Genomic DNA, 19,528 nt, shown 5'->3' with positions numbered 1-19,528 from the left:
GATCCGGCCGTGCTGGTCGCCGCCCATCTCGGCGATGGCCATGCCGGAGGGCGCGTACTCGAAGGCCTGGCGGAAGCTCTCTTCACTGGCCCGCAGGGCCTGCTGCTCGCGCTCCAGGCGAACCAGGGCGCGCTGCATGTTGGCGCGAAGGCGGGCGTTGCTGATGGCGATGGCGGCCTGGAAGGCGTACATCTGCAAGGCCTCGCGGCCCCAGGCGCCGGGTATCCGGCCGTTGCGCGGGCGGTCCACCGATATGACGCCGATGAGCTCGCCGCCGGCCGCGCCGGTCGCGAACATGGGGGCGAAGAGGCGGTCGGAGGGGTGCCACTCGTCCTCGAAGCGGGGCGGCGGGCCGTCGGTGAACCACTGCGGCACGTCGTCCTCGTCGAGGACCCAGCCCTCGGTGTGCGGTATGAAGCAGAGCTCGCCCCAGCGCTCGCCCATGGTGAGCCTGCGGTCCCAGGCGGCGCGGGAGCCGACCCGGCCGGTGATGAGGGCCTCGGCCGCGGAGTTGCCGGAGAAGGCGGCGACGACGAGATCGCCGTCGGGGCGTACGAGGTTGACGCACGCCAGCTCGTAACCCAGCCCGTTCACGACCCCGTCGGCGACGGTCTGCAGCGTGTCGGCCAGACTGCGTGCGGCGTTCATGTCCGCCATCACGTGGTGCAGCTGCCGCAGGGTCGCAAGACGGACGTAGGGCTCCGACTCGGTCTCCATGCTCAGCTCTCCCCGAGACCTCGACAGCACTCCAGTACTCTGATCGGCTCTTTCCCCGCGCACGTGCATGAGCACGTTCATCTCGCAGTGTCGACCGCCACTGAATCACAGCGCGCTCCCCACTCGGTACACAGGGTCAACAAAAAAGGCCTCCTGTGACTCAAGTCACAGCAAAACATGAAGACTTGAGGAGCATACCTAGGCGCATTCTGTGCGTTTCCTGAACACGTCAACCGGGTTGAATCGGGTTGTTTCGTCCCCAACCCGGAGCTTTTTCCCTTGAAGGTACGCCGGGGGACCTAGGTCTCCTCTCGGCCCTCGGCCCGATGTGGGGCGCGGGGTGGCCCGGTTAGCGTCGGGGATGTGTTGAAGACTCCCCCTGCCGCTCCCGTCACCCCCGCACCACGCTCCCCCGGGCATGCTGAGGGGGTGAGCAACGACCAGTTCCGCGCCGCCCTGTCCCGTCTCGCCGCGGGTGTCGTCCTGCTGACCGCCCGCGAGGCGTCGCTCGATCCCGACGACGCGGGGGCGCCTCCCGGCGAGGACGCGGGGATGACGGCCACGGCCTTCATGTCGGTCTCGCTCGATCCGCCGCTGGTGATGGTGTCCCTGCGCAACGGCTCCCGCATGGACGACCTGCTGGAGGAGCAGCCCCTGTGGGCGGTGTCGCTCCTCTCGGAGTCGCAGAGCCACATCGCGGGGCGCTTCGCGATGAAGGGGCGCCTGAGTGACCGGCTGCTGTTCGAGGACATTCCGTACGTGCGGGGTGAGCACACCGACGCTCCGCTGGTGGGTGGGGCGCTGGCCACGCTGGAGTGCCGGACGCAACAACGGGTCGTCGCGGGCGACCACACCCTGTACATCGGCCACGTCCTGAGCGCCGCGCTGCCCTCTGCCGAGGGGGGCCCGCTGATGTACTTCCGGGGGCGGTACCGGGGCCTGGGGTGACCTTGTCCGTCGAGTGCGGCCCGGTGGGGGCTGGTCGCGCAGTTCCCCGCGCCCCTGATGGGTTGACCTTCAGCTGACGGCCGGTGGCCTCTTCTCGCGCAGTTCCCCGCGCCCCTGAGGCAGGCGCTTCGCGCCGCCTCCCCCAGAGGCTGCGCTCCGCGCGCCTCCACCTTGGGTGGGTGGCGCGCCTTGATGGAGACAGCGCACGAAGTGCGCATCTCCAGGGGCGCGGGGAACTGCGCGAGAAGAGGCCACCGGGCCGCAGACGAACGGACAACCCAGGGGCGCGGGGAACTGCGCGATTCGGGGCTACCAGTCGCGGCCCGTGCGGCCCCGCTTGGTGTCGGAGCGGGCTTTCTTTTCGCGGAGGCGGCGTTCGTTGATACCCCGCGGAATCTTGGTGGCCCGGCGAGGCTTCGGCGGCGGCGCCGTGGCCTCGGCAAGAAGCGCGGCGAGCCGCACGGCAGCCGTCTCCCGGTTGCGCCACTGCGAGCGATGCTCGGACGCCCGTACCGTCACCACACCGCCCACCAGACGCGCCCCGAGCCGCTCAAGGGCACGCGCCTTCCACACCTCGGGCAGCGCCTTGGTGTTCGCCAGGTCGAAGCGCAGCTCCACCTGAGAGTCGCTGGTGTTGACGTGCTGCCCGCCCGGCCCGGACGACCGCGAGAAACGCCAGACCAGCTCGGCCTCCGGAAGGACGACCGAACCGCGGATGGGATAAGGACCGGACATGGGTCCATGGTCGCGCGTCGGAGCACCGCCCGTCACCCGGATTTACCCCCTGCCCGGAACGCGGGTAAAGAAAGTAAAGAGACCTGGAACCTTCTCCACCCCGCATCGCGTTCATACGGGTACGAGTAGCTTCGGCTACGCACGTACACCCGTACGGCACGTATTTAACGAGGGAAGGGACTCCCGAACCATGGCTGTAAGCCTGTCCAAGGGTGGCAACGTCTCGCTCACCAAGGAGGCTCCGGGCCTGACCGCCGTCACCGTGGGCCTCGGCTGGGACGTCCGATCCACCACCGGTACCGACTTCGACCTCGACGCCTCGGCGATCGCGGTGAACACGCAGGGCAAGGTCTACTCGGACGGCCACTTCGTGTTCTTCAACAACAAGCAGACCCCGGACCAGACGATCGTGCACACCGGTGACAACCGCACCGGTGAGGGCGACGGCGACGACGAGGCGATCAACGTGAACCTGGCGGGCCTGCCCGCCGACGTCGACAAGATCGTCTTCCCGGTCTCGATCTACGACGCGGAGAACCGCTCGCAGAACTTCGGCCAGGTGCGCAACGCGTACATCCGGATCATCAACCAGGCCGGCGGCACCGAGATCGCCCGCTACGACCTCTCCGAGGACGCGGCGACGGAGACGGCGATGGTCTTCGGCGAGCTGTACCGCAACGGCGCGGAGTGGAAGTTCCGCGCCGTCGGCCAGGGCTACGCCTCGGGCCTGGTCGGCATCGCGCAGGACTTCGGCGTCAGCGTCTGAGGTTCGGCGAGTTCCTGAGTTCCTGAGGTGGACGGGCCCCGGAGTTGTTCTCCGGGGCCCGTTCCCCTGCGTCCGGCACGGGATCAGGGCGTGTCCGGCTCGTCCGGCTTGCCCTTGCCGTAGAGCCAGTCCTTCCAGACCTCGGCCAGCGCGTCCTTCTTCGTGGGGTTCGCGCGTTCCACGTAGGCCGTGAAGTCGTGCGTGTCGGCGTTGCCGTACTTGTGGTCGGCGGGCCAGCTCTTCAGCAGCGCGAAGAACCTGGCGTCCCCGACGGTCTTCCGGATCCGGTGCAGGACCATCGCGCCGCGCGTGTAGACGGGCGAGTCGGAGATGTGCGAGGCGCTCGGCGGATCGGCGGGCGGGAAGGCCCAGACGGCGGAGTCCGCCGCATGGTCGTACGCCGCGTCGAAGGACTCCTGGGCGCTGTCGCCATCGTGCTGCTCCTCCCACAGCCACTCGGCGTAGGTGGCGAAGCCCTCGTTGAGCCACATGTCGCGCCACGACTTCGGGGTGACCGAGTCGCCGTACCACTGGTGCGCCAACTCGTGGACGAGCAGGCCCACATCGGGGGCGCCGGGGAAGACCGGCCGGTTCTGCGTCTCCAGCGCGTACCCGGAGTCGCCCTCGCGCGCGACGATCGCGCCGGTGGAGGAGAACGGGTAGGGGCCGAAGGTCCGCGTCTCCCAGTCGACGACCTCGGGCAGCCGGGCGAGGACCTTCTCGCTCGCCTCCGCCTCCTCCGGGTCGACGGCCGTGTACACGGGGATACCGGCCGGCGTCCGGGACGTGTGCGTCTCGAACTTCCCGATGGCGACCGTCGCCACGTAACTCGCCATGGGCTGGGTGACGCGCCAGGTGTAGGTGGTGCTCTTGCCGTACGCGGACCGCTTGGCGCCCGTCAACTCCCCGTTGGACACGGCCCGTACGCCCTTGGGGACGGTGACCGCGATCGCGTAGGTCGCCTTGTCGGAGGGGTGGTGGTTGCCGGGGAACCAGGCCATCGAGCCGGTCGGTTCGCCGAGACCGAGCGCGCCGTCGGCGGTGCGCAGCCAGCCCTCCTCCGAGCCGTCGGGGTCGGTGATGGTGACGGGTTCGCCGGAATAGCGCACGACCGTGCGGAAGGTGTGCCCCTTCGGCAGTTCGTCGAACGGGCGGACCGTCAGCTCGCTCCCCGCGCGGCGGCTCACCGCCCGCTTCTTGTCGACGGTGACACCGGCGACCGTGAGCCCCCGCAGATCGAGGTTGAAGGCACTGAGGTCCTGGAGCGCGGTCGCGGTGAGGGTGGCGGTGCCCTTGAGGCGGTGGGTGTCCGGGTCGTAGGCGAGGTTCAGGGCGTAGTGGGTGACGTCGTAGCCGCCGTTGCCCAGCTTGGGGAAGTACGGGTCGCGCAGGCCTGAGGCGCCGGGCGAACCGTGGACCCCGCCACCGCAGGCGGCCGCGGTGAGGAGGGCGACGGCGGTCAGGACCAAGGGGCGGGGGTGTCTGCGCACCCCGTGATCCTATGACCCCTTATGTCCATTCCCGGGCTCAGGGACGTTCGTTCCCGGATTCGAGAACGGCGATGCCCAACGGCCGCTCCCCCGCCGTCAGTCGGCGCGTGTCGCCGCTGTCGAGGTCGACGACGGTGATCCCGTCCCAGTAGCCGTCCCGGGTGAAGCCGCCGGTGACGTAGGCCGTGCGGCCGTCGGCGGAGACGGCGACGTCCTCGTGCGGGCCGTCGAGGGGGATCACCTTCTCCCGACCGTCCTTCGTGCGCACGGTCAGGGACGGCCCCTCGTCCTCGGCCGGGTCGATGGGGCCCGTGCCGACGACGAACAGGGTGCCGTCGGGGGTGACGGTGACGCCGTGCTGGTGCGTGTTCGCCGTCATCCGCTCGATGCGGGAGCGGCCGGTCTCCGGGTCGACGACGACCAGCTTCTCGCCCTCGAAGGGCAGCAGCAGCTTGCCGTCCGAGGGGCGTACGGCGGCGTAGTGCGGCTTCAGCCAGGAGCCGAGGCCGCCTTCGGTGCCGTAGGGGGCGACCTCGATGCGGCGGGTGTCGCCGCTGCCGGTGTCGAGGACGGTGACGTCGAAGGAGTCGTGGTCCGTCGCGTACACCTCGCGGCCGTCGCGCGAGACGTCCACGTCGAAGGGGCGGCGGCCGACGCCGGTGGTGTCCGTGACGTCGAGCGTGCGGGTGTCGAGGGTCTCCAACGTGCCGTTGCCATCCGGGACGTTGACCCCGACGTACACGTGCCGGCCGTCGGGGGCCAGCGCGATGCCCATGCCGCCGCCGCGGTACTCGCCGTCGGTGACCGGGCCGAGGTGCTTCGTCGTGTAGGGGACGAGCGCCACGCGCTCGCGGGCGGCGGTGTCGACGACGGCGACGCCCTCGGCGGTGGCCACCCAGGCCCGCCCGTCGTCACCGACGACGAGCCCGTAGGGCGCGCGCCCGACCGTCACCGAGTCCGTGACCCCCTTGTCGGGGTCGACGAAGCTGACGGTGTCGGCGCCGAAGTCGGCGACTAGGAGGGTGTTCCCGGCGGTGCCGCGCGCCGCACGGTCCGGCTGAGTGCTCGTACTCGTACTGGTACTGGTGTTCGCGCTCGGAGTGTCGGGGCTGTGGGTGGTGGCGCAGCCCGTCACCAGGACGGCGACGGCTGTCGCGGCGAGGGCGAGGCGTTTCACCGTACGGCCCTCAGCAGACCGGCGATCTCGGTGAACCCGCGCCGTTCGGCGTGCTCCAGGGGCGTGACGCCGTCGCCGTCCGGGAGGTCGGGGGTGGCGCCGGCCGTGATCAGCAGCTCCACGATCTCCTGGTGCGCGCGTCCGCCGTCGCCGAGGATCACCGTCTCCAGCAGGGCGGTCCAGCCGAGCCGGTTGACGTGGTCGACGTCGATGTCGGTCTCGCGGAGCAGGGCCCGCACGTAGTCGACGTGGCCGCGTTCGGACGCCGGGATGAGGGAGATGCCGCCGAACCGGTTGGTGACCTTCAGGTCGGGACCGGCGGGCAGCAGCGCGCGCATCATGGCGACGGACCCGGTGACCCCGGTGACCAGCCACGCGCTGTCGGACCGGTCGTCCTGCGCATTCGGATCGGCCCCCGCCGCGACGAGCGCCTCCGCGGCCGGTACGTGGTCGTGCAGGGCGGCGAGGAGCAGCGGGGTCCTGCGGTGCTCGTCGCGGATGGCGGGGTCGGCGCCGGCCGCGAGGGCGGTGCGCAGGGTTGCGGTGTCGCCTTGGGCGGCGGCGGTGAGCAGGGTGTCGTTCTTCATTCGGGCGGCTCCCAATCAAGCCCCTCCGGCGTTTGAGGAGCGGGGTCCGGGGCGGAGCCCCGGGGGCTGCACGCCATTGCAGGGTGCGGGTTCATCGTGGCTGGTCGCGCAGTTCCCCGCGCCCCTGGGGGGCTGCACTCGCTCGGTGCCGAGAAGTGCAGCCCGGCCCCGACTAGCGGAGAGCGGCCACGCCGGCCTGGGCGAACTTCTCGTCCTGGTCGCCGGAGGGCGCACCGGCGACGCCGATGCCGGCGATCGGGGCGTTCTTGGCGGTGACGGGAGCACCACCGGCGAGGAACAGGGTGCCGGGGATGTCCTTCAGGTTGGGGGCGCTCTCCAGCCGCTTGGCCAGCTCGGAGGTGGGCGCGTTCCAGGACACGGCGGTGTACGCCTTCTTCTCGGCGGACTCGTAGGACTGCGGGCCCGCACCGTCGCCGCGCAGGGTCAGGATCGTGTTGCCGTTGCGGTCGACGACGGCGACGGAGACCTTCTGGCCGTCCTTCTCGGCGGCGTGCAGCGCGGCCTGCGCGGCCTTGTTCGCGGCGTCGATCGAGAGGTGCGTGGAGGTGGTGGTGGTCGCGCTCTTCACGTTGGCGGCGGGCGCGGCGGCGGCCGGGGCCGAGGCGTTCGCGGAGACCGTGCCGAAGGTTCCGGCGGCGACGGCGGCCAGGACGGCACCGCCGGTGGCGATGCGGGCGCGGCGGGACATGTTCTTCAGGGAAGCCATGGGATTCAACTCCTGGGGGCGGGGCGTTCGTTCCTTCTGCACTCCATGCTGGGTCCGGAACCGGCCCGTTCCCGTCGGCGTTCCGGCTGCTCGGCGGCTGCCGTGCGGCTGACCCGGGGGTCATCCGATCGGTTGACCCCGGGGGCGGGAGCGCATCCGACAATGGGAGTGTTTGCCCAGTTCGGAGCGGTACGGGAGGTGGCCATGAGGAACGCCGAGGACGATGCCGGGGCGACGGACAGCCGGTGGCTCGCCGCCCTCATGCACGCCGCGTTCTTCCTGCTGCTCGCGGTCGCCCTCGCCCGCTTCCTGCTGCGCCACCCCGGCGGCGCCCGGGTGCCCTGGATCATCGCCTTCAGCGCCGTCCTCGCCGTGCTCTACGTCGTCGGCGTCGCCTGGCAGGGCCCGCACCGCTCCACCGCCCGGCAGCGGCTGTGGCTGTCCCTCGTGGTCGCCGTGGTCGTGGTGCTCGTGATCCTCGCGCCGAGCTTCGCGTGGGTCGGGATCCCGCTCTTCTACACCGGCCTGCGCACCCTGCCCACGCGCGCGGCGCTCACCCTCGTGGTGCTGCTGACCGGTCTGGTCATCGCCTCCCAGGTGCGGCTCGCCGGGCGCTGGGACCCGGACCTGGTGCTCGGGCCGCCCATCGTCGCCATGGTCGCCGCCGGCGTCTTCCTCCAGATGCAGCGGCAGGCGGCCCGGCAGCGCGCCCTCATCGACGACCTGATCCGCACCCGCCGCGAGCTGGCCGCCGCCGAGCGCCGCGCGGGCACGCTCGCCGAGCGGCAGCGGCTGTCCATGGAGATCCACGACACCCTCGCGCAGGGCCTGTCCAGCCAGCAGATGCTGCTCCAGGCGGCCGAACGGGTCTGGGCCTCCGACCCCGGCAAGGCCCGCACCCATGTGCACACCGCCGCGTCCATCGCCGATCACAACCTCACCGAGGCCCGCCGCTTCGTGCACGATCTGGCCCCCGCCGATCTGGCCCACGGCCTGGAGGAGGCGCTGCGCGCGGTGGCCGCCCGCGCGTCCGGGGAGCGGCTCACGGTCCGGGTCCACATCGACGCCGGTGAGCGGGCCGGGCCCGTCCGGCTTCCCGACCGGGTCGAGGCGGCGCTGCTGCGGATCGCTCAGGGGGCGCTGGCGAACGTACGCGAACATGCCGGGGCCTCCGGCGCGGCCGTGACCCTCACCCTCCTCGACGATCAGGTGGTCCTGGATGTCGCCGACGACGGCCGGGGGTTCGATCCCGGGGTGGGCGTCGTGCCCGGAGTACGCGGTCACGGTCTCCCGGCGATACGAGCCCGGGTCCACCAACTAGGCGGCACCCTCACCATCGAATCCACCCCCAACGAGGGCACCGTCCTCTCGGCCTCCATCCCCTTGCGGGAACCGTGACCCCGTCGTCCGTCCGCGGCCCGTTGGCCGCTTCTCGCGCAGTTCCCCGCGCCCCTGGGTAGTCCTTCACCTGCGGCCCGGTGGGGCTTCTCGCGCAGTTCCCCGCGCCCCTGAGGCAGGCGCTTCGCGCCGCCTCCCCTCGGAGGCTGCGCCTCCGCCATGGGTGGGTGGCGCGCCTTGATGGAGACAGCGCACGAAGTGCGCATCTCCAGGGGCGCGGGGAACTGCGCGACCAGCCCCCACCGGCCCGCACACGACCGACAACCCGAAAAGGGGCGCGGGGAACTGCGCACCCAGCCACGACGCGACCCGCACACGACCGACAGCCCAGACAAGGAACCCCATGACACCCCAGGTCCGCCTACTCCTCTGCGATGACCACGTGGTCGTCAGAGCAGGCCTCCTCGCCCTCCTGGACAGCGCCGACAACATCGAGGTAGTCGGCGAGGCAGGCACCGGCGAAGAAGCCATCGCGCTCACCGCGAAACTCACCCCGGACGTCGTCCTGATGGACCTCCAGCTGGGCCCGGGCATCGACGGAGTCGAAACCACCCGCCGCCTCACGACGGGCCCGGCCCCCACCCCGCACGTCCTGGTCCTGACCACCTACGACACCGACGCCGACATCACCCGCGCCATCGAGGCCGGCGCCACGGGCTACCTCCTCAAAGCCGAACGCCCCGAAGAACTCTTCGCGGCGATCCACGCGGCGGCACAAGGCCGCACGGCCCTCTCGGCCCCGGTCGCGTCCCGCGTGATGGCGAACATGCGCAAACCCCGCCCCACCCTCACCGACCGCGAACGCGACATCCTGGCCCAGCTCGCGCACGGCCTGGGCAACCGCGAGATCGCCAAGGCCCTGTTCATCAGCGAGGCCACGGTCAAGACCCACCTGGGCCGGATCTACGACAAGCTCGGCGTGGACACCCGGGCGGGCGCCGTGGCGGTCGCGAAGGAGCAGCGCCTGCTGCCGTGACCGGCGACCGCCACCCGGAGCCGAGCAGGCCGGGGCATGACACCATCGACCCCGTGCTCGACATCGGCTACGCCCTCTCCCGCCGCTTCCCGGACCTCCCGCAGACGGACTACCGTCGCGCGGACGTCCACACGCTGCGCCACGACCTGTTCTGCGGCGACGTGTACCTGGCCGACACCAAGGCCGACCGGGAGCTGTCCACAGCCTGGGGATGGGTGCCGGTGCTGGACTTCGCGTGGGCGCTGTGCGACATCGTCGAGCAGCTCGACAAGGACCCGCGCGGCAGCCGCTCGGCGACCCCGCAGTACGCGGACCTGGACTTCACCGAGTCCACCGACCGCATGCTCTTCGAGCGCCGCTTCGGCTGGGTCGACATCGAGGCCGACTGGATGGAGGGCCACGAGCCCCCGCTGACCTTCTCCCACTCCGAACTGCGCCGCGAGGCACGGGACTTCCTGCACGACCTGATCGCGGACCTCACCGACATGCACGAGGACCTGGCGGACAACCCGGTGATCTGGGACCTCCAGGGCCGCTTCCCGCGCCTCGCCTGACCCGCCCCCCCACTCCCCCCCTCACCCCTCCACCCGCACCCCCAACTGCGTCGCGAACGCCCCCGCCAGATCGAAGAGCTGCCCCGGCGAGATCACGGCCCCGCCGAGCCGGTCGACGCCCCGCGCGATGCCCAGCTCCGCCGCCTCCCGCAGGTCGACGTCGGTCAGCGTCACGCCCGTCAGATCCGCCCCCTTCAGCACGCACCCGGTGAACTCCACCCGCTCCAGGCGCGCTCCCCCGAAGTCCGGCTCCACCAGCACGCACCCGTCGAAGACGACGTCCTTCAGCCTCGCCTTCCGCAGGTTCAGGTAGTCGATCTTGCCGCCGCGGATCACCACCCGCTCCAGGACGGACCCGTGCAGCTGCACCCCGCCGAGCCGCGCGTCCACCACCTCGACGTCCCGCAGCGACGCCTCCGACAGGTCCGTGCCGACGCCTCTGATCCCGGTCAGCGTCGAGTCGATGATCCGGGCCCGCGCGAGCCCCGTCCCGTCGAAGGCGCACCCCTCCACCGCGCAGTCCATGAACCGCGCCCCGATCCCCTCCTGCCCGGCGAAGTCCACGCCCCGGAACTCCACCCCGTCATAGTCCCCGTCCGGCTCCAGGCCCGCGCCCTCCCACGGCACGAGCGGAGGCAGCCGCACCTCCGGCCGCCGCGCCCTCTTCACCTTCGCCGCCGCACCACGCCGTTCCGTCGCCATGCCCCCATGCTGCACTCCCCCACTGACAACGAGGCAGCCTTGACCTCAACAGAGCTTGAGGTCGAAGACTGGCCGCCCGGCGCCGCAGAACGCGGCCGCCCACCCATGGGAGCGCCCATGCACGCCATCCGCCTGCACGCCTTCGGCCCCGCCGACAACCTCACGTACGAGAAGACCGAGGCCCCGGAGCCGGGCCCCGGCCAGGTCCGCGTCGCGGTCGAGGCCGCGGGCGTGCACCTGCTCGACACCGCCCTCCGCCAGGGCATCCGGGGCCCGTCCCCCGAACTCCCCGCGCTGCCCACCGTCCCCGGCCGCGAGGTCGCCGGCACGGTCGAGTCGCTCGGCGCGGACACCGACCCCGCCTGGCTCGGCAAGCGGGTCGTCGCCCACCTGGGCATGGCCCCCGGCGGCTACGCGGAACTCGCCGTCACCGGCACGGACCGCCTGCACGAGATCCCGGCCCCGCTCGACGCGGCGCAGGCGGTGGCCCTGATCGGCACCGGCCGCACCGCCCTCGGCATCCTCGCCTTCACCACCGTCACCCCGGACACGGTCGCCCTGATCCCGGCGGCGGCGGGCGGCATCGGCACGCTCCTCGTGCAGTACGTGAAGCACGCCGGCGGCACCGTCGTCGGGCTGGCCGGCGGCCCCGCCAAGACCCGCCGCGTCGAGGCGAACGGCGCGGACCTCGCCGTCGACTACACCGATCCCGGCTGGCCCGCCCGCGTACGGGAGTTCCTGGGCGAGCGGCGGGTCACGGACCTCTTCGACGGGGTCGGCGGCGCCACCACGGCCGCCGCGCTCGACCTGCTCGGCCCCGGCGGCCGGCACCTGATCTTCGGCTGGTCCGCCCAGGGCATCGGCGACACGGCGGGCCCGCTGCTCCTCGACGAGGCCGAGCAGACCCGGCGCGGCATCACGCAGGTACGGACGCTCGGCCCCGCGATGCTGCGGCAGGTCGGCGGCGCGGACCCGATACGCACCCTGGAAGTCGCCGCCCTCGACCTGGCGTCCCGGGGCGTCCTGGCCCCGGCCGTCGACCGCTTCCCGCTGTCCGGGGCCGCCGCCGCCCACCGGGCCCTCGAATCGAGGGGCACGACGGGCAAGGTGGTACTGGAGCCGTGACCGAACGCGCGCCGGTTCAGCCGCCGAGCTTCGCCAGCGCGCCGTCCGTCAGCCGGTAGACGGTCCACTCGTCCTGCGGCCGCGCTCCGAGCGCCCGGTAGAAGTCGATCGAGGGCTGGTTCCAGTTCAGCACCGACCACTCCAGACGCTCGTAGCCCCGCTCGACGCAGATCCGCGCGAGTTCGGTGAGCAGTGCCTTGCCGTGGCCGCCGCCGCGCGCTTCCGGGCGGACGTACAGGTCCTCCAGGTAGATGCCGTGGACGCCCCGCCAGGTGGAGAAGTTCAGGAACCACAACGCGAACCCGACCGGCTCGCCGCTGGTGTCATCCTCGGCGATGTGCGCGAAGGCCGCGGGCCGCTCGCCGAACAGCGCTTCCCGCAGCTGCTGCTCACTGGCCCGCGCTTCGTCCGGAACCTTCTCGTACGCGGCGAGTTCGCGGATCATCGCGTGGACGACGGGGATGTCTTCGGCCCTGGCTGTACGGATCATCGGGGCAGATTACGCGTAGACGGCCGCGGCTCCGGTGGGGGCTGGTCGCGCAGTTCCCCGCGCCCCTGGGTTTGTTGTTCGTCTGCGGCCCGGTGGGGCTTCTCGCGCAGTTCCCCGCGCCCCTGAAGGCTGCGCTTCGCGCGCCTCCCCCTTGGGCAGGTGGCGCGCCTTGATGGAGATGGCGCACGAAGTGCGCATCTCCAGGGGCGCGAGGAACTGCGCGACCAGCCCCCACCGGCCCGCACCCGACCGACAACCCGACAAGGGGCGCGGGGAACTGCGCGACCAGCCACGACGCGACCCGCACCCGACCGACAGGCCCCCCACCTCACCTCCCCAACAACCTCCGCGCAACCTCCAGATGATCGGCGCTGAGCGCCCGCCCGTCCTCGACGTCCCACAACACGTTCTGCACCACCCGCCCCAGCGTCCACCCCCGAGCCCGCTCCCGATCAAGCCCCACCGCGGCGGTCATCGCCTCGAACCGCCAGAGCACCTCGTCGCTCTCGAAGCGGTTGTCGAGCGCGGGCCACAGGTCGAACCCGGGATCACCGGCGAGCGGCTTCGGGTCGATGGCGACCCACGGCTCGCGCCCGTCGACCGTCGCCAGCACGTTCTCGAAGTGCAGGTCCCAGTGCAGCAGCCGATCCCCACCGCCGTCGGCGGCGACCTCCCGCAGCGCCGCCGCACAGTCCGCGACGAGCCCCCGCTGAACGGGATCACCGATCCGCGCAAGCGCCCCCGGCACCTCGGCGAGCATCGCCGCCGCGATGTCCGCCAGCCGCCGCATGCCGTCCGGGGCGGGCCCGGCGGTGAGCCGGGCGAGGAGCCCGGCGATGACGGTCACCGCCTCCCGCGAGTCCTCCACGACGCTCAGCATCCGCGCGGCGTCGAGCCGTTCGAGCAGCATCGTGCCCGTACCGGGGTCGTGGTCGAGCAGCCGGACGGCCCCGTCGCCGTCCCACACCCGCAGCGCGACCGGCTCGCCCTCCGTCTCCTCGTCGAGGACCTGGAACTTCACCACGGCGGGCGTCCCGTCGGCCCGCCGCACCACCGGCAGCACCAGCGCCGCCATCCCGTGCATCGCGGGCCCCTCCACCCGCAGCCCCCACCGCTCGACGAACTCCTCCACCCGCGCGGGCAGCGCCGCGATGAACGCTCGTCCGGCCTCCCCCGCGTAGGTAAACTGCGACTGCACCAACCCGTCCGGAATGTCGATCATCCGCCCGACCTTACCGACGTGCCTGAATCGACCATGCACCGTTTTCTCCGCAGGGTCCGGGACGCTGTACGGGACTGGGTCCGCAGCGCCCCGGGCACCTATGTCTGGCTGGCGATCCTCCTGGTCACCACGATCGTCATGCGCCAGATGGCCCCGGACACCCTCGACGCGTTCCTCGGCGACCGCTCCACCAACATCCACGCCCTGTCGACCCACCCCTTCCGCGTCCTCGTGCAGAGCGCGCTGTGGATCGACGGCAGCGGCTGGCTCCCGTACGCGGTCCTCTACACGCTCTTCCACGCGCCCGCCGAACGCTGGCTGGGCACCGGCCGCTGGCTGCTCGTCCTCGGCACCGCGCACATCGGCGCCACCTACATCAGCGAGGGCGCCCTGCTGTGGGCGATCCGGCACGGCCACGCACCCGTATCCATGGTCAACACCCTGGACGTGGGCGTGAGTTACGCGCTCGCGGGCGTCGTCGCCGTCCTCACGTACCGCTTCGCGCACCCCTGGCGGTACGTGTACGCGGCCGGGGTCCTCGTCGTCTACGGCGCTCCGCTGATCACCGGCCGCACCTTCACCGACCTGGGCCACTTCGCCTCGGTCCTGATCGGCCTGGCCTGCTTCCCGGTCACCCGCAACCGCCCCGGCGCCGACTGGGACCCCCTCGCGGCCCTGCGCCGGGCCTGGGCAGCCGTCGCCCCGGTGCGATAGCGTCCCGCCGCATGAGCAGCGTGAACAGCGGGAACGGCGGACATACAGCCAACGGCGGCATATCGTTCTGGTACGCCGACGACGGCATCCCCGACGGCCGCGAGCCCCTGTCCGGCGACGCGAGCGCCGACGTCGTGATCGTCGGCGGCGGCTACACGGGACTGTGGACGGCGTACTACCTGAAGCAGGCCGCGCCCTTCCTGCGCATCACGGTCCTGGAGCAGAAGTTCTGCGGCTACGGCGCCTCGGGGCGCAACGGCGGCTGGCTCTACAACGGCATCGCGGGCCGCGACCGCTACGCCAAACTGCACGGCCACGAGGCGGCGGTCCGTCTCCAGCAGGCGATGAACGCGACGGTCACCGAGGTCGTCGACGTGGCCCGCGCCGAGTCGATCGACGCGGACGTCCACCACGGCGGCGTACTCGAAGTCGCCTACACCCCAGCACAGTTGGCCCGCCTGAAGGCGTTCCACGAGGCTGAACTCACGTACGGGGAGAAGGACCGCACCCTGCACGGCGCCCGCGAGACGGCGGAGCGGGTCCGGGTCGCGGGCGCGGTCGGCTCCACCTGGACCCCGCACGGCGCGCGGCTGCACCCCGTGAAGCTGGTCAAGGGCCTGGCGAGGGCCGTGGAGGCGCTCGGCGTCACCATCCACGAGTCGACGCCGGTCACGGAGATCAAGCCGAAGCACGCGATCACGCCCTACGGCACGGTCCGCGCCCCGTACGTACTGCGCTGCACGGAGGGCTTCACGGCCTCGCTCAAGGGCCAGCGCCGCACCTGGCTGCCCATGAACTCGTCGATGATCGCCACGCAGCCGCTGACCGAGGCGCAGTGGGAGTCGATCGGCTGGGCGGGCCGCGAGACGCTCGGCGACATGGCGCACGCGTACATGTACGCGCAGCGCACCGCCGACGGCCGGATCGCGCTCGGCGGCCGCGGCTACCCGTACCGCTACGGCTCGAAGACGGACAACGACGGCCGCACCCAGCCGCAGACGATCGAGGCCCTGACCGCGATCCTGCACCGCTTCTTCCCCCAGCTCGCCGGGGTCGGCATCGACCACGCCTGGTCCGGTGTCCTCGGGGTGCCGCGCGACTGGTGCGCCACGGTCACCCTGGACCGCTCCACGGGCCTGGGCTGGGCCGGCGGCTACGTCGGCTCGGGCGTCGCCACCGCCAACCTGGCCGCCCGCACGCTGCGCGACCTGGTCCAGCAGGACTCGGGCCAGGCGGGCCCGACCGACCTCACGACCCTGCCCTGGGTGAACCACAAGGTCCGCAAGTGGGAGCCGGAGCCCTTCCGCTGGCTGGGCGTGCACGGCATGTACGCCACGTACTACGCCGCCGACCGCCGCGAGCTGACCACCAACACCGGGGACTCGTCCCGCCTGGCGAAGATCGCGGACCGGGTGGCGGGCCGCCACTGACCGCGGGCTCCCGCGACGGCAGCGCGCCGTCGCGGGAGCGGGTCAGCTCCGGGGCGTGTCCCGGAACGACGGCGGCAGGTTGTGGACGCTCGCGGCGTTGTACGTGCTGCGGTCGGCGCTCGCCTGGTTCCGCCTGGCCTGCTCGATCCGCAGCCCGTCGGCGTTATCGGTGTGCCCGCCCGAGCGGGTCAGCAGCTTGAGGACCAGCGCGCCGACCAGCAGCGCCAGCACGGAGAACAGAACGATGATCGAGGCCATGCCTCCCCCTAGCGGGTGGTGCACTTGGGGTACTTGGACCCCTCGACGCAGTCGGCGTAGTCGCCGCTGCTGACGTCGACCTCTTCCTGGTCGCCGCTCTTCGTGCGGACCTGGAGCTCGTACTCCGTGTGGCAGCTGCGGGTCCGCTTGCCGTGCTTCTTCTTCGTCGAGCAGTCACGGTCGGTGTTCTTGCTGACGACGGTGCCGCTGACGGACTTCGAGCCGCTGCAGGCGGTCAGCGGCGCGGCGAGCACGACGACGGTGGCCAGGACTGCGAGAGCGCGCTTCATGTGATCTCCCCCGAGACGGTTGCGGAACGGGACCAGCAGCGGAAAGGACGGGCCACGGCCGACAGCCATGGCCCGTCCTCTCCGATCGGTACCCGAGCCCCCTGTCGGATTCGAACCGACGACCTTCGCTTTACAAGTTCTGTTTCAGCGTCCGTGGATCTGCCAACAGGGGTAGGTCTAGGCGTCGCAGCGTACGTGGGTGGGCGCATCGATACAACGGCGTCCACCTCTGTTGCCGTCAACGACTGCCGTCAACCGCGAGGTTGATCGGGAGCCAGGAACTGCGGCCCGGTGTTCATTCAGCCGCGCCGTGACGCTTTCGGGGCACGAAGCCCGCCACTGCGACCGCACTGGCAGCGAAGCCAAGTACCTCAGCGACGGGGCGGGACACGGCGGCGACGAGGACGAGAATCACCACGACAAGCCAGCGCACCTGAAGGGCGCTTGACGGAAGTGGTAGGCACTGCGCGACACTCGGCATGGCTCTCCTAAGGGTCAAGCGCTCTGCTCCCGTCCGCCCGCGAAGTTGGCGGGAGCAGAGCGCCGTGAACTGGTGCCCACAGAGTGGCCCATTGGGCGGAGGTTACGCACCCTCCGCCCCCTCTCTCCAGACGTTCGCGATTAACTGACGCGAACACCATCCGCCAAGCGGCGTAACTCATTACATCGCAATGAAGAGCTGCGATGTCGTATAGCTATAAGAGTCAAGTCTGTAGCTACACACGCGACAGTTGTTGCGTTCGTTACCCCAGGTCGCAACCTTGCAGCCCCCGCAACATGCGACCTCTACTCGCTTCGCCGGATCGCGCACCGAGCGCGACACCTGTTCAGGCAGAGTGGCGGACACTTCAGCGGAGGTTGCCTTTCGCACCAGCGCCTCCTCCGCCACCCCGCCGAAGAGTGTGACTAAGGACACACCTGGGCAGCATGGGCCTGCTGGAACTGAACCGCACATGAGAACGAGTCCGAGACCAGCCTCCATAGGCCGAGAAACCGCCAACTCCGTTCCACGCCAAGGAAGTTGCCAGCGCCGTTCCTTATGGTTTCAAGCAACCATGCTGAGCCGAGGAGGACGTCATGGCCGACGAGCCGCACCGGAACTACGACAACACCACCATCGCTGCCCTCATGACCCTTGCGAGGGGCGGCTGCTACGCCCCTCGCTGTGGCGCACCGACAGTGCGCATCATCGACGGTAAGCCCGTCCTCAACCTGGACATCGCCCACATCCGCGCCCTAAAGGCAGGTGGCAAGAGGTTCGATCCAGCTTGGGATGTGAAAGAGCGGAACAGCTTCGCCAACCTGTTGCTGTTATGCAATGTGCACCACAAGCGAGTGGATGGCGTGGACGGCGAAAAATACACGGTGGCCATCCTTGAGGGATGGAAGCGTGCTCGCGAAGCCGACGGAAAGGACGCTCTAGCTGGGCTGAGCGGACTAACCGAAGCACGCCTGCTCAAGATGCTCCAGGAGGCTCAAGCACAGTACGTCGATCGCCTTGTTCCGCTCCTAGGGGCGCTCGCGAACCAAGTGCCGGAGCTCTCATCCCTCCTCCGCGTCCTCAGGTCGGATCTTGAGCGCCTGCAGGGCCGCACCCCCGGCGTCTCAGAGGACGCGGCCTGGATGGTTTACGAGGCGAGCCGGAACCTAGCGCACCTCCCGGACAGCGCGCCTTTACTGATGGAAGCGGGAGAAGACCTCGCGCATCTGCAAGACAACGTCTCCTTGCTGATCTCTGCCGCTCAAGCTCTGAAGCGTGTGGCAGACCTGCCCTCAGCCCTCAACAATGCGGCCGACAACATCAAAAGCGCTGCGGCTGCCCTCTCAGACGCGAGAAGGTACTGACGCCAAAGGCTCCGCTGGCCAATCCGGCGGAGCCTAGAGGAACTCGGGGGCGAGATGGGCATATCTTCTAGAATATGGCATTGGTATCGGTTTGGCTCTAGCCCTCAACAGCGAGAGGTCGACGAACGAGAAACCCGAGACGAGGACTTAAAGATCCGAAGACGGGTTGCATTGGATCTAGATATTCAAGATCCAGACAAGCGAGAGAAGTTAATAGATGCGGCCCAATGGGCCGCCGTAGGAGTGTTCTCTCCGGAAGGGCTGAGGCAAAGAAATGAGAAATCCGCAGTCTTATTTGCAGGGGTCTTAACCCTGACTGGCGGGGCACTCCTCCTTTGGCTCCTCAATGACGGGCTCACGCCCAGCCTGTCAAAACCTGCGGGAGCCTTAGGGGTATCACTTGTTACCCAGATAGAAATACTGGCAGTCACGGTCTCAGTTGGAGCCCTTTGGGCTGGAAGGAGTGAAATATTAGAAATTCTTCGACGCGATGTCCGATATCGCCCCGAAGCGGAGGCGACCTTCGACCTCCTGCTCATTGCATGTGCATTACTCGTAGGCATTAGTTTCGTAGGACTTCCATGGGCGATAATATTCACGATCCCGCGTTACGGAAGCTGGCCAATTGGTTGGCAGATTCTAATCGGCGGCGGTTTCGTTCTTGGACTCGCCACGCGACGCTGGATTACGACACTATGGTCGTTCCTTGACAGACATATACGCCCCGCAGGCGAGGAAACGGTCGATCAAGTCGTCTGGCGCCTTCATTACCTCGCCTGGCAGCTGCACGTTAATAGACCCAGGTACCTTCACCCTCGGACCCTGAGGATGATCCGTGGAAGAATCAATGTCACGGCAAGAGCAATAGAGTTGAACCCCGTCCCCCTTCGCACTGCGAACTGGAGGGAACGCTCTCTACGAAGGAGAATACGCCAGGATCATGCGCGTATCGCTGCAACCCTCCGTGAGATCGGAGAGGAGGTGGCGGAAATTCATACTCACGAGCAATACGATCAGATTTGTGCCAGGGTTTTAGCTGGGGCTATTTCTGCCGCGTACGGAAACTGGGATGAGCTACTCGAAAATACGGCGGAAGTATCCCTCATATCGCGCCCAGCTCGCACTTTTCGACGAATCACGCCGTCTCTGATTATTGCTGCTGCGGCACTCCTGATTCCAATCCTTCCAGGAGTGGGGGATTCTGCCGACGGAGCGCGAGTACTGCTACTTGCGACAGCCGTTCTTTCTGCTTTGCCTACTGGCGACGCCGCGCGTGACATAATTAGAGGGACGCTAGATAAGGCACTTACCAAAGATTCCGCAAGCAGCCCAGCGAAAAATAGCTGATTTGTTTAGGGGGGGTAATCAAGCGAATTA

The 19,528-nt window shown here is 69.7% G+C and carries 20 protein-coding genes; 9 read left to right on the top strand and 11 right to left on the bottom strand.

Features of this window, described 5'->3' with window-relative positions:
- Positions 1-717, bottom strand: a 717-nt coding sequence (locus tag ACFVDP_RS34900; RefSeq protein WP_383498517.1) for a GAF domain-containing protein, incomplete at its 3' end; no start/stop codon positions are given.
- A gap of 363 nt (positions 718-1,080) precedes the next feature.
- On the opposite strand from ACFVDP_RS34900, the gene ACFVDP_RS34895 reads away from it, so the two are divergent.
- Positions 1,081-1,665 (top strand): flavin reductase family protein, encoded by a 585-nt coding sequence (locus ACFVDP_RS34895; protein WP_383498515.1) that lies wholly within the window; start codon positions 1,081-1,083, stop codon positions 1,663-1,665.
- Positions 1,666-1,974: 309 nt separating this feature from the next.
- Here the strand turns inward: ACFVDP_RS34895 and arfB are convergent, their stop codons facing one another.
- A complete protein-coding gene (arfB, locus tag ACFVDP_RS34890) occupies positions 1,975-2,400 on the bottom strand; it encodes an alternative ribosome rescue aminoacyl-tRNA hydrolase ArfB (protein WP_383498513.1) in 426 nt (141 codons plus the stop codon).
- A 190-nt stretch (positions 2,401-2,590) separates the two neighbouring features.
- On the opposite strand from arfB, the gene ACFVDP_RS34885 reads away from it, so the two are divergent.
- Complete coding sequence (locus ACFVDP_RS34885; RefSeq protein WP_383498511.1) at positions 2,591-3,166, top strand: TerD family protein; 576 nt, start codon at positions 2,591-2,593, stop codon at positions 3,164-3,166.
- A gap of 83 nt (positions 3,167-3,249) precedes the next feature.
- Here ACFVDP_RS34885 and ACFVDP_RS34880 read toward each other — a convergent pair whose 3' ends face one another.
- From ACFVDP_RS34880 to ACFVDP_RS34865, 4 genes are all read right to left on the bottom strand, one after another.
- Positions 3,250-4,656: a M1 family metallopeptidase gene (locus ACFVDP_RS34880; RefSeq protein WP_383498509.1), complete on the bottom strand. Its 1,407-nt coding sequence runs from the start codon at positions 4,654-4,656 to the stop codon at positions 3,250-3,252.
- 37 nt (positions 4,657-4,693) lie between these two features.
- On the bottom strand, positions 4,694-5,833 hold the full coding sequence (locus tag ACFVDP_RS34875; RefSeq protein ID WP_383498507.1) for a YncE family protein: 1,140 nt from the start codon (positions 5,831-5,833) through the stop codon (positions 4,694-4,696).
- Positions 5,830-6,420 carry an ankyrin repeat domain-containing protein gene (locus ACFVDP_RS34870; RefSeq protein ID WP_383498505.1) on the bottom strand — a complete coding sequence of 197 codons (591 nt, stop codon included), beginning with the start codon at positions 6,418-6,420 and terminating at the stop codon, positions 5,830-5,832. Before ACFVDP_RS34870 ends, ACFVDP_RS34875 begins: the two co-directional genes overlap by 4 nt.
- A 172-nt stretch (positions 6,421-6,592) precedes the next feature.
- Positions 6,593-7,147 carry a heme-binding protein gene (locus ACFVDP_RS34865; RefSeq protein WP_383498503.1) on the bottom strand — a complete coding sequence of 185 codons (555 nt, stop codon included), beginning with the start codon at positions 7,145-7,147 and terminating at the stop codon, positions 6,593-6,595.
- 204 nt (positions 7,148-7,351) lie between these two features.
- Between ACFVDP_RS34865 and ACFVDP_RS34860 the strand changes: the two genes are divergently transcribed.
- From ACFVDP_RS34860 to ACFVDP_RS34850, 3 genes are all read left to right on the top strand, one after another.
- Positions 7,352-8,545 (top strand): sensor histidine kinase, encoded by a 1,194-nt coding sequence (locus ACFVDP_RS34860; RefSeq protein WP_383498501.1) that lies wholly within the window; start codon positions 7,352-7,354, stop codon positions 8,543-8,545.
- 343 nt (positions 8,546-8,888) lie between these two features.
- Entirely contained in the window at positions 8,889-9,521 is a 633-nt protein-coding gene (locus ACFVDP_RS34855) for a response regulator (protein ID WP_383498499.1), read from the top strand.
- 53 nt (positions 9,522-9,574) lie between these two features.
- Entirely contained in the window at positions 9,575-10,075 is a 501-nt protein-coding gene (locus ACFVDP_RS34850; RefSeq protein WP_383498550.1) for a hypothetical protein, read from the top strand.
- A gap of 21 nt (positions 10,076-10,096) precedes the next feature.
- Here ACFVDP_RS34850 and ACFVDP_RS34845 read toward each other — a convergent pair whose 3' ends face one another.
- On the bottom strand, positions 10,097-10,777 hold the full coding sequence (locus ACFVDP_RS34845) for a pentapeptide repeat-containing protein (RefSeq protein WP_383498497.1): 681 nt from the start codon (positions 10,775-10,777) through the stop codon (positions 10,097-10,099).
- A 117-nt stretch (positions 10,778-10,894) separates the two neighbouring features.
- On the opposite strand from ACFVDP_RS34845, the gene ACFVDP_RS34840 reads away from it, so the two are divergent.
- A complete protein-coding gene (locus ACFVDP_RS34840; RefSeq protein ID WP_383498495.1) occupies positions 10,895-11,902 on the top strand; it encodes a zinc-binding dehydrogenase in 1,008 nt (335 codons plus the stop codon).
- Positions 11,903-11,918: 16 nt separating this feature from the next.
- Here ACFVDP_RS34840 and ACFVDP_RS34835 read toward each other — a convergent pair whose 3' ends face one another.
- The gene (locus tag ACFVDP_RS34835; RefSeq protein WP_383498493.1) at positions 11,919-12,392 is read right to left on the bottom strand and encodes a GNAT family N-acetyltransferase; all 474 of its coding nucleotides are present in this window, start codon (positions 12,390-12,392) and stop codon (positions 11,919-11,921) included.
- Between the two features lie 328 nt (positions 12,393-12,720).
- Positions 12,721-13,614 (bottom strand): aminoglycoside phosphotransferase family protein, encoded by an 894-nt coding sequence (locus ACFVDP_RS34830; RefSeq protein ID WP_383498491.1) that lies wholly within the window; start codon positions 13,612-13,614, stop codon positions 12,721-12,723.
- Between the two features lie 33 nt (positions 13,615-13,647).
- Between ACFVDP_RS34830 and ACFVDP_RS34825 the strand changes: the two genes are divergently transcribed.
- Positions 13,648-14,328, top strand: a complete 681-nt coding sequence (locus ACFVDP_RS34825) for a rhomboid-like protein (RefSeq protein WP_383498547.1) — start codon at positions 13,648-13,650, stop codon at positions 14,326-14,328.
- Positions 14,329-14,339: 11 nt separating this feature from the next.
- On the top strand, positions 14,340-15,758 hold the full coding sequence (locus tag ACFVDP_RS34820; protein WP_383498490.1) for an NAD(P)/FAD-dependent oxidoreductase: 1,419 nt from the start codon (positions 14,340-14,342) through the stop codon (positions 15,756-15,758).
- 42 nt (positions 15,759-15,800) lie between these two features.
- Here the strand turns inward: ACFVDP_RS34820 and ACFVDP_RS34815 are convergent, their stop codons facing one another.
- Both ACFVDP_RS34815 and ACFVDP_RS34810 read right to left on the bottom strand, forming a co-directional pair.
- On the bottom strand, positions 15,801-16,016 hold the full coding sequence (locus tag ACFVDP_RS34815; protein WP_383498488.1) for a hypothetical protein: 216 nt from the start codon (positions 16,014-16,016) through the stop codon (positions 15,801-15,803).
- Positions 16,017-16,024: 8 nt separating this feature from the next.
- Complete coding sequence (locus tag ACFVDP_RS34810; protein ID WP_383498486.1) at positions 16,025-16,306, bottom strand: hypothetical protein; 282 nt, start codon at positions 16,304-16,306, stop codon at positions 16,025-16,027.
- A 1,077-nt stretch (positions 16,307-17,383) separates the two neighbouring features.
- Between ACFVDP_RS34810 and ACFVDP_RS34805 the strand changes: the two genes are divergently transcribed.
- Positions 17,384-18,151: a hypothetical protein gene (locus tag ACFVDP_RS34805; protein ID WP_383498484.1), complete on the top strand. Its 768-nt coding sequence runs from the start codon at positions 17,384-17,386 to the stop codon at positions 18,149-18,151.
- Positions 18,152-19,528 lie beyond the last annotated feature (1,377 nt).

The organism is Streptomyces sp. NPDC057694 (assembly GCF_042799415.1).
In the GTDB taxonomy this organism is placed as follows: domain Bacteria; phylum Actinomycetota; class Actinomycetes; order Streptomycetales; family Streptomycetaceae; genus Streptomyces.
The sequence above is the reverse complement of the archived record's forward strand: the minus strand, read 5'-3'. Positions and strand labels throughout refer to the sequence as shown.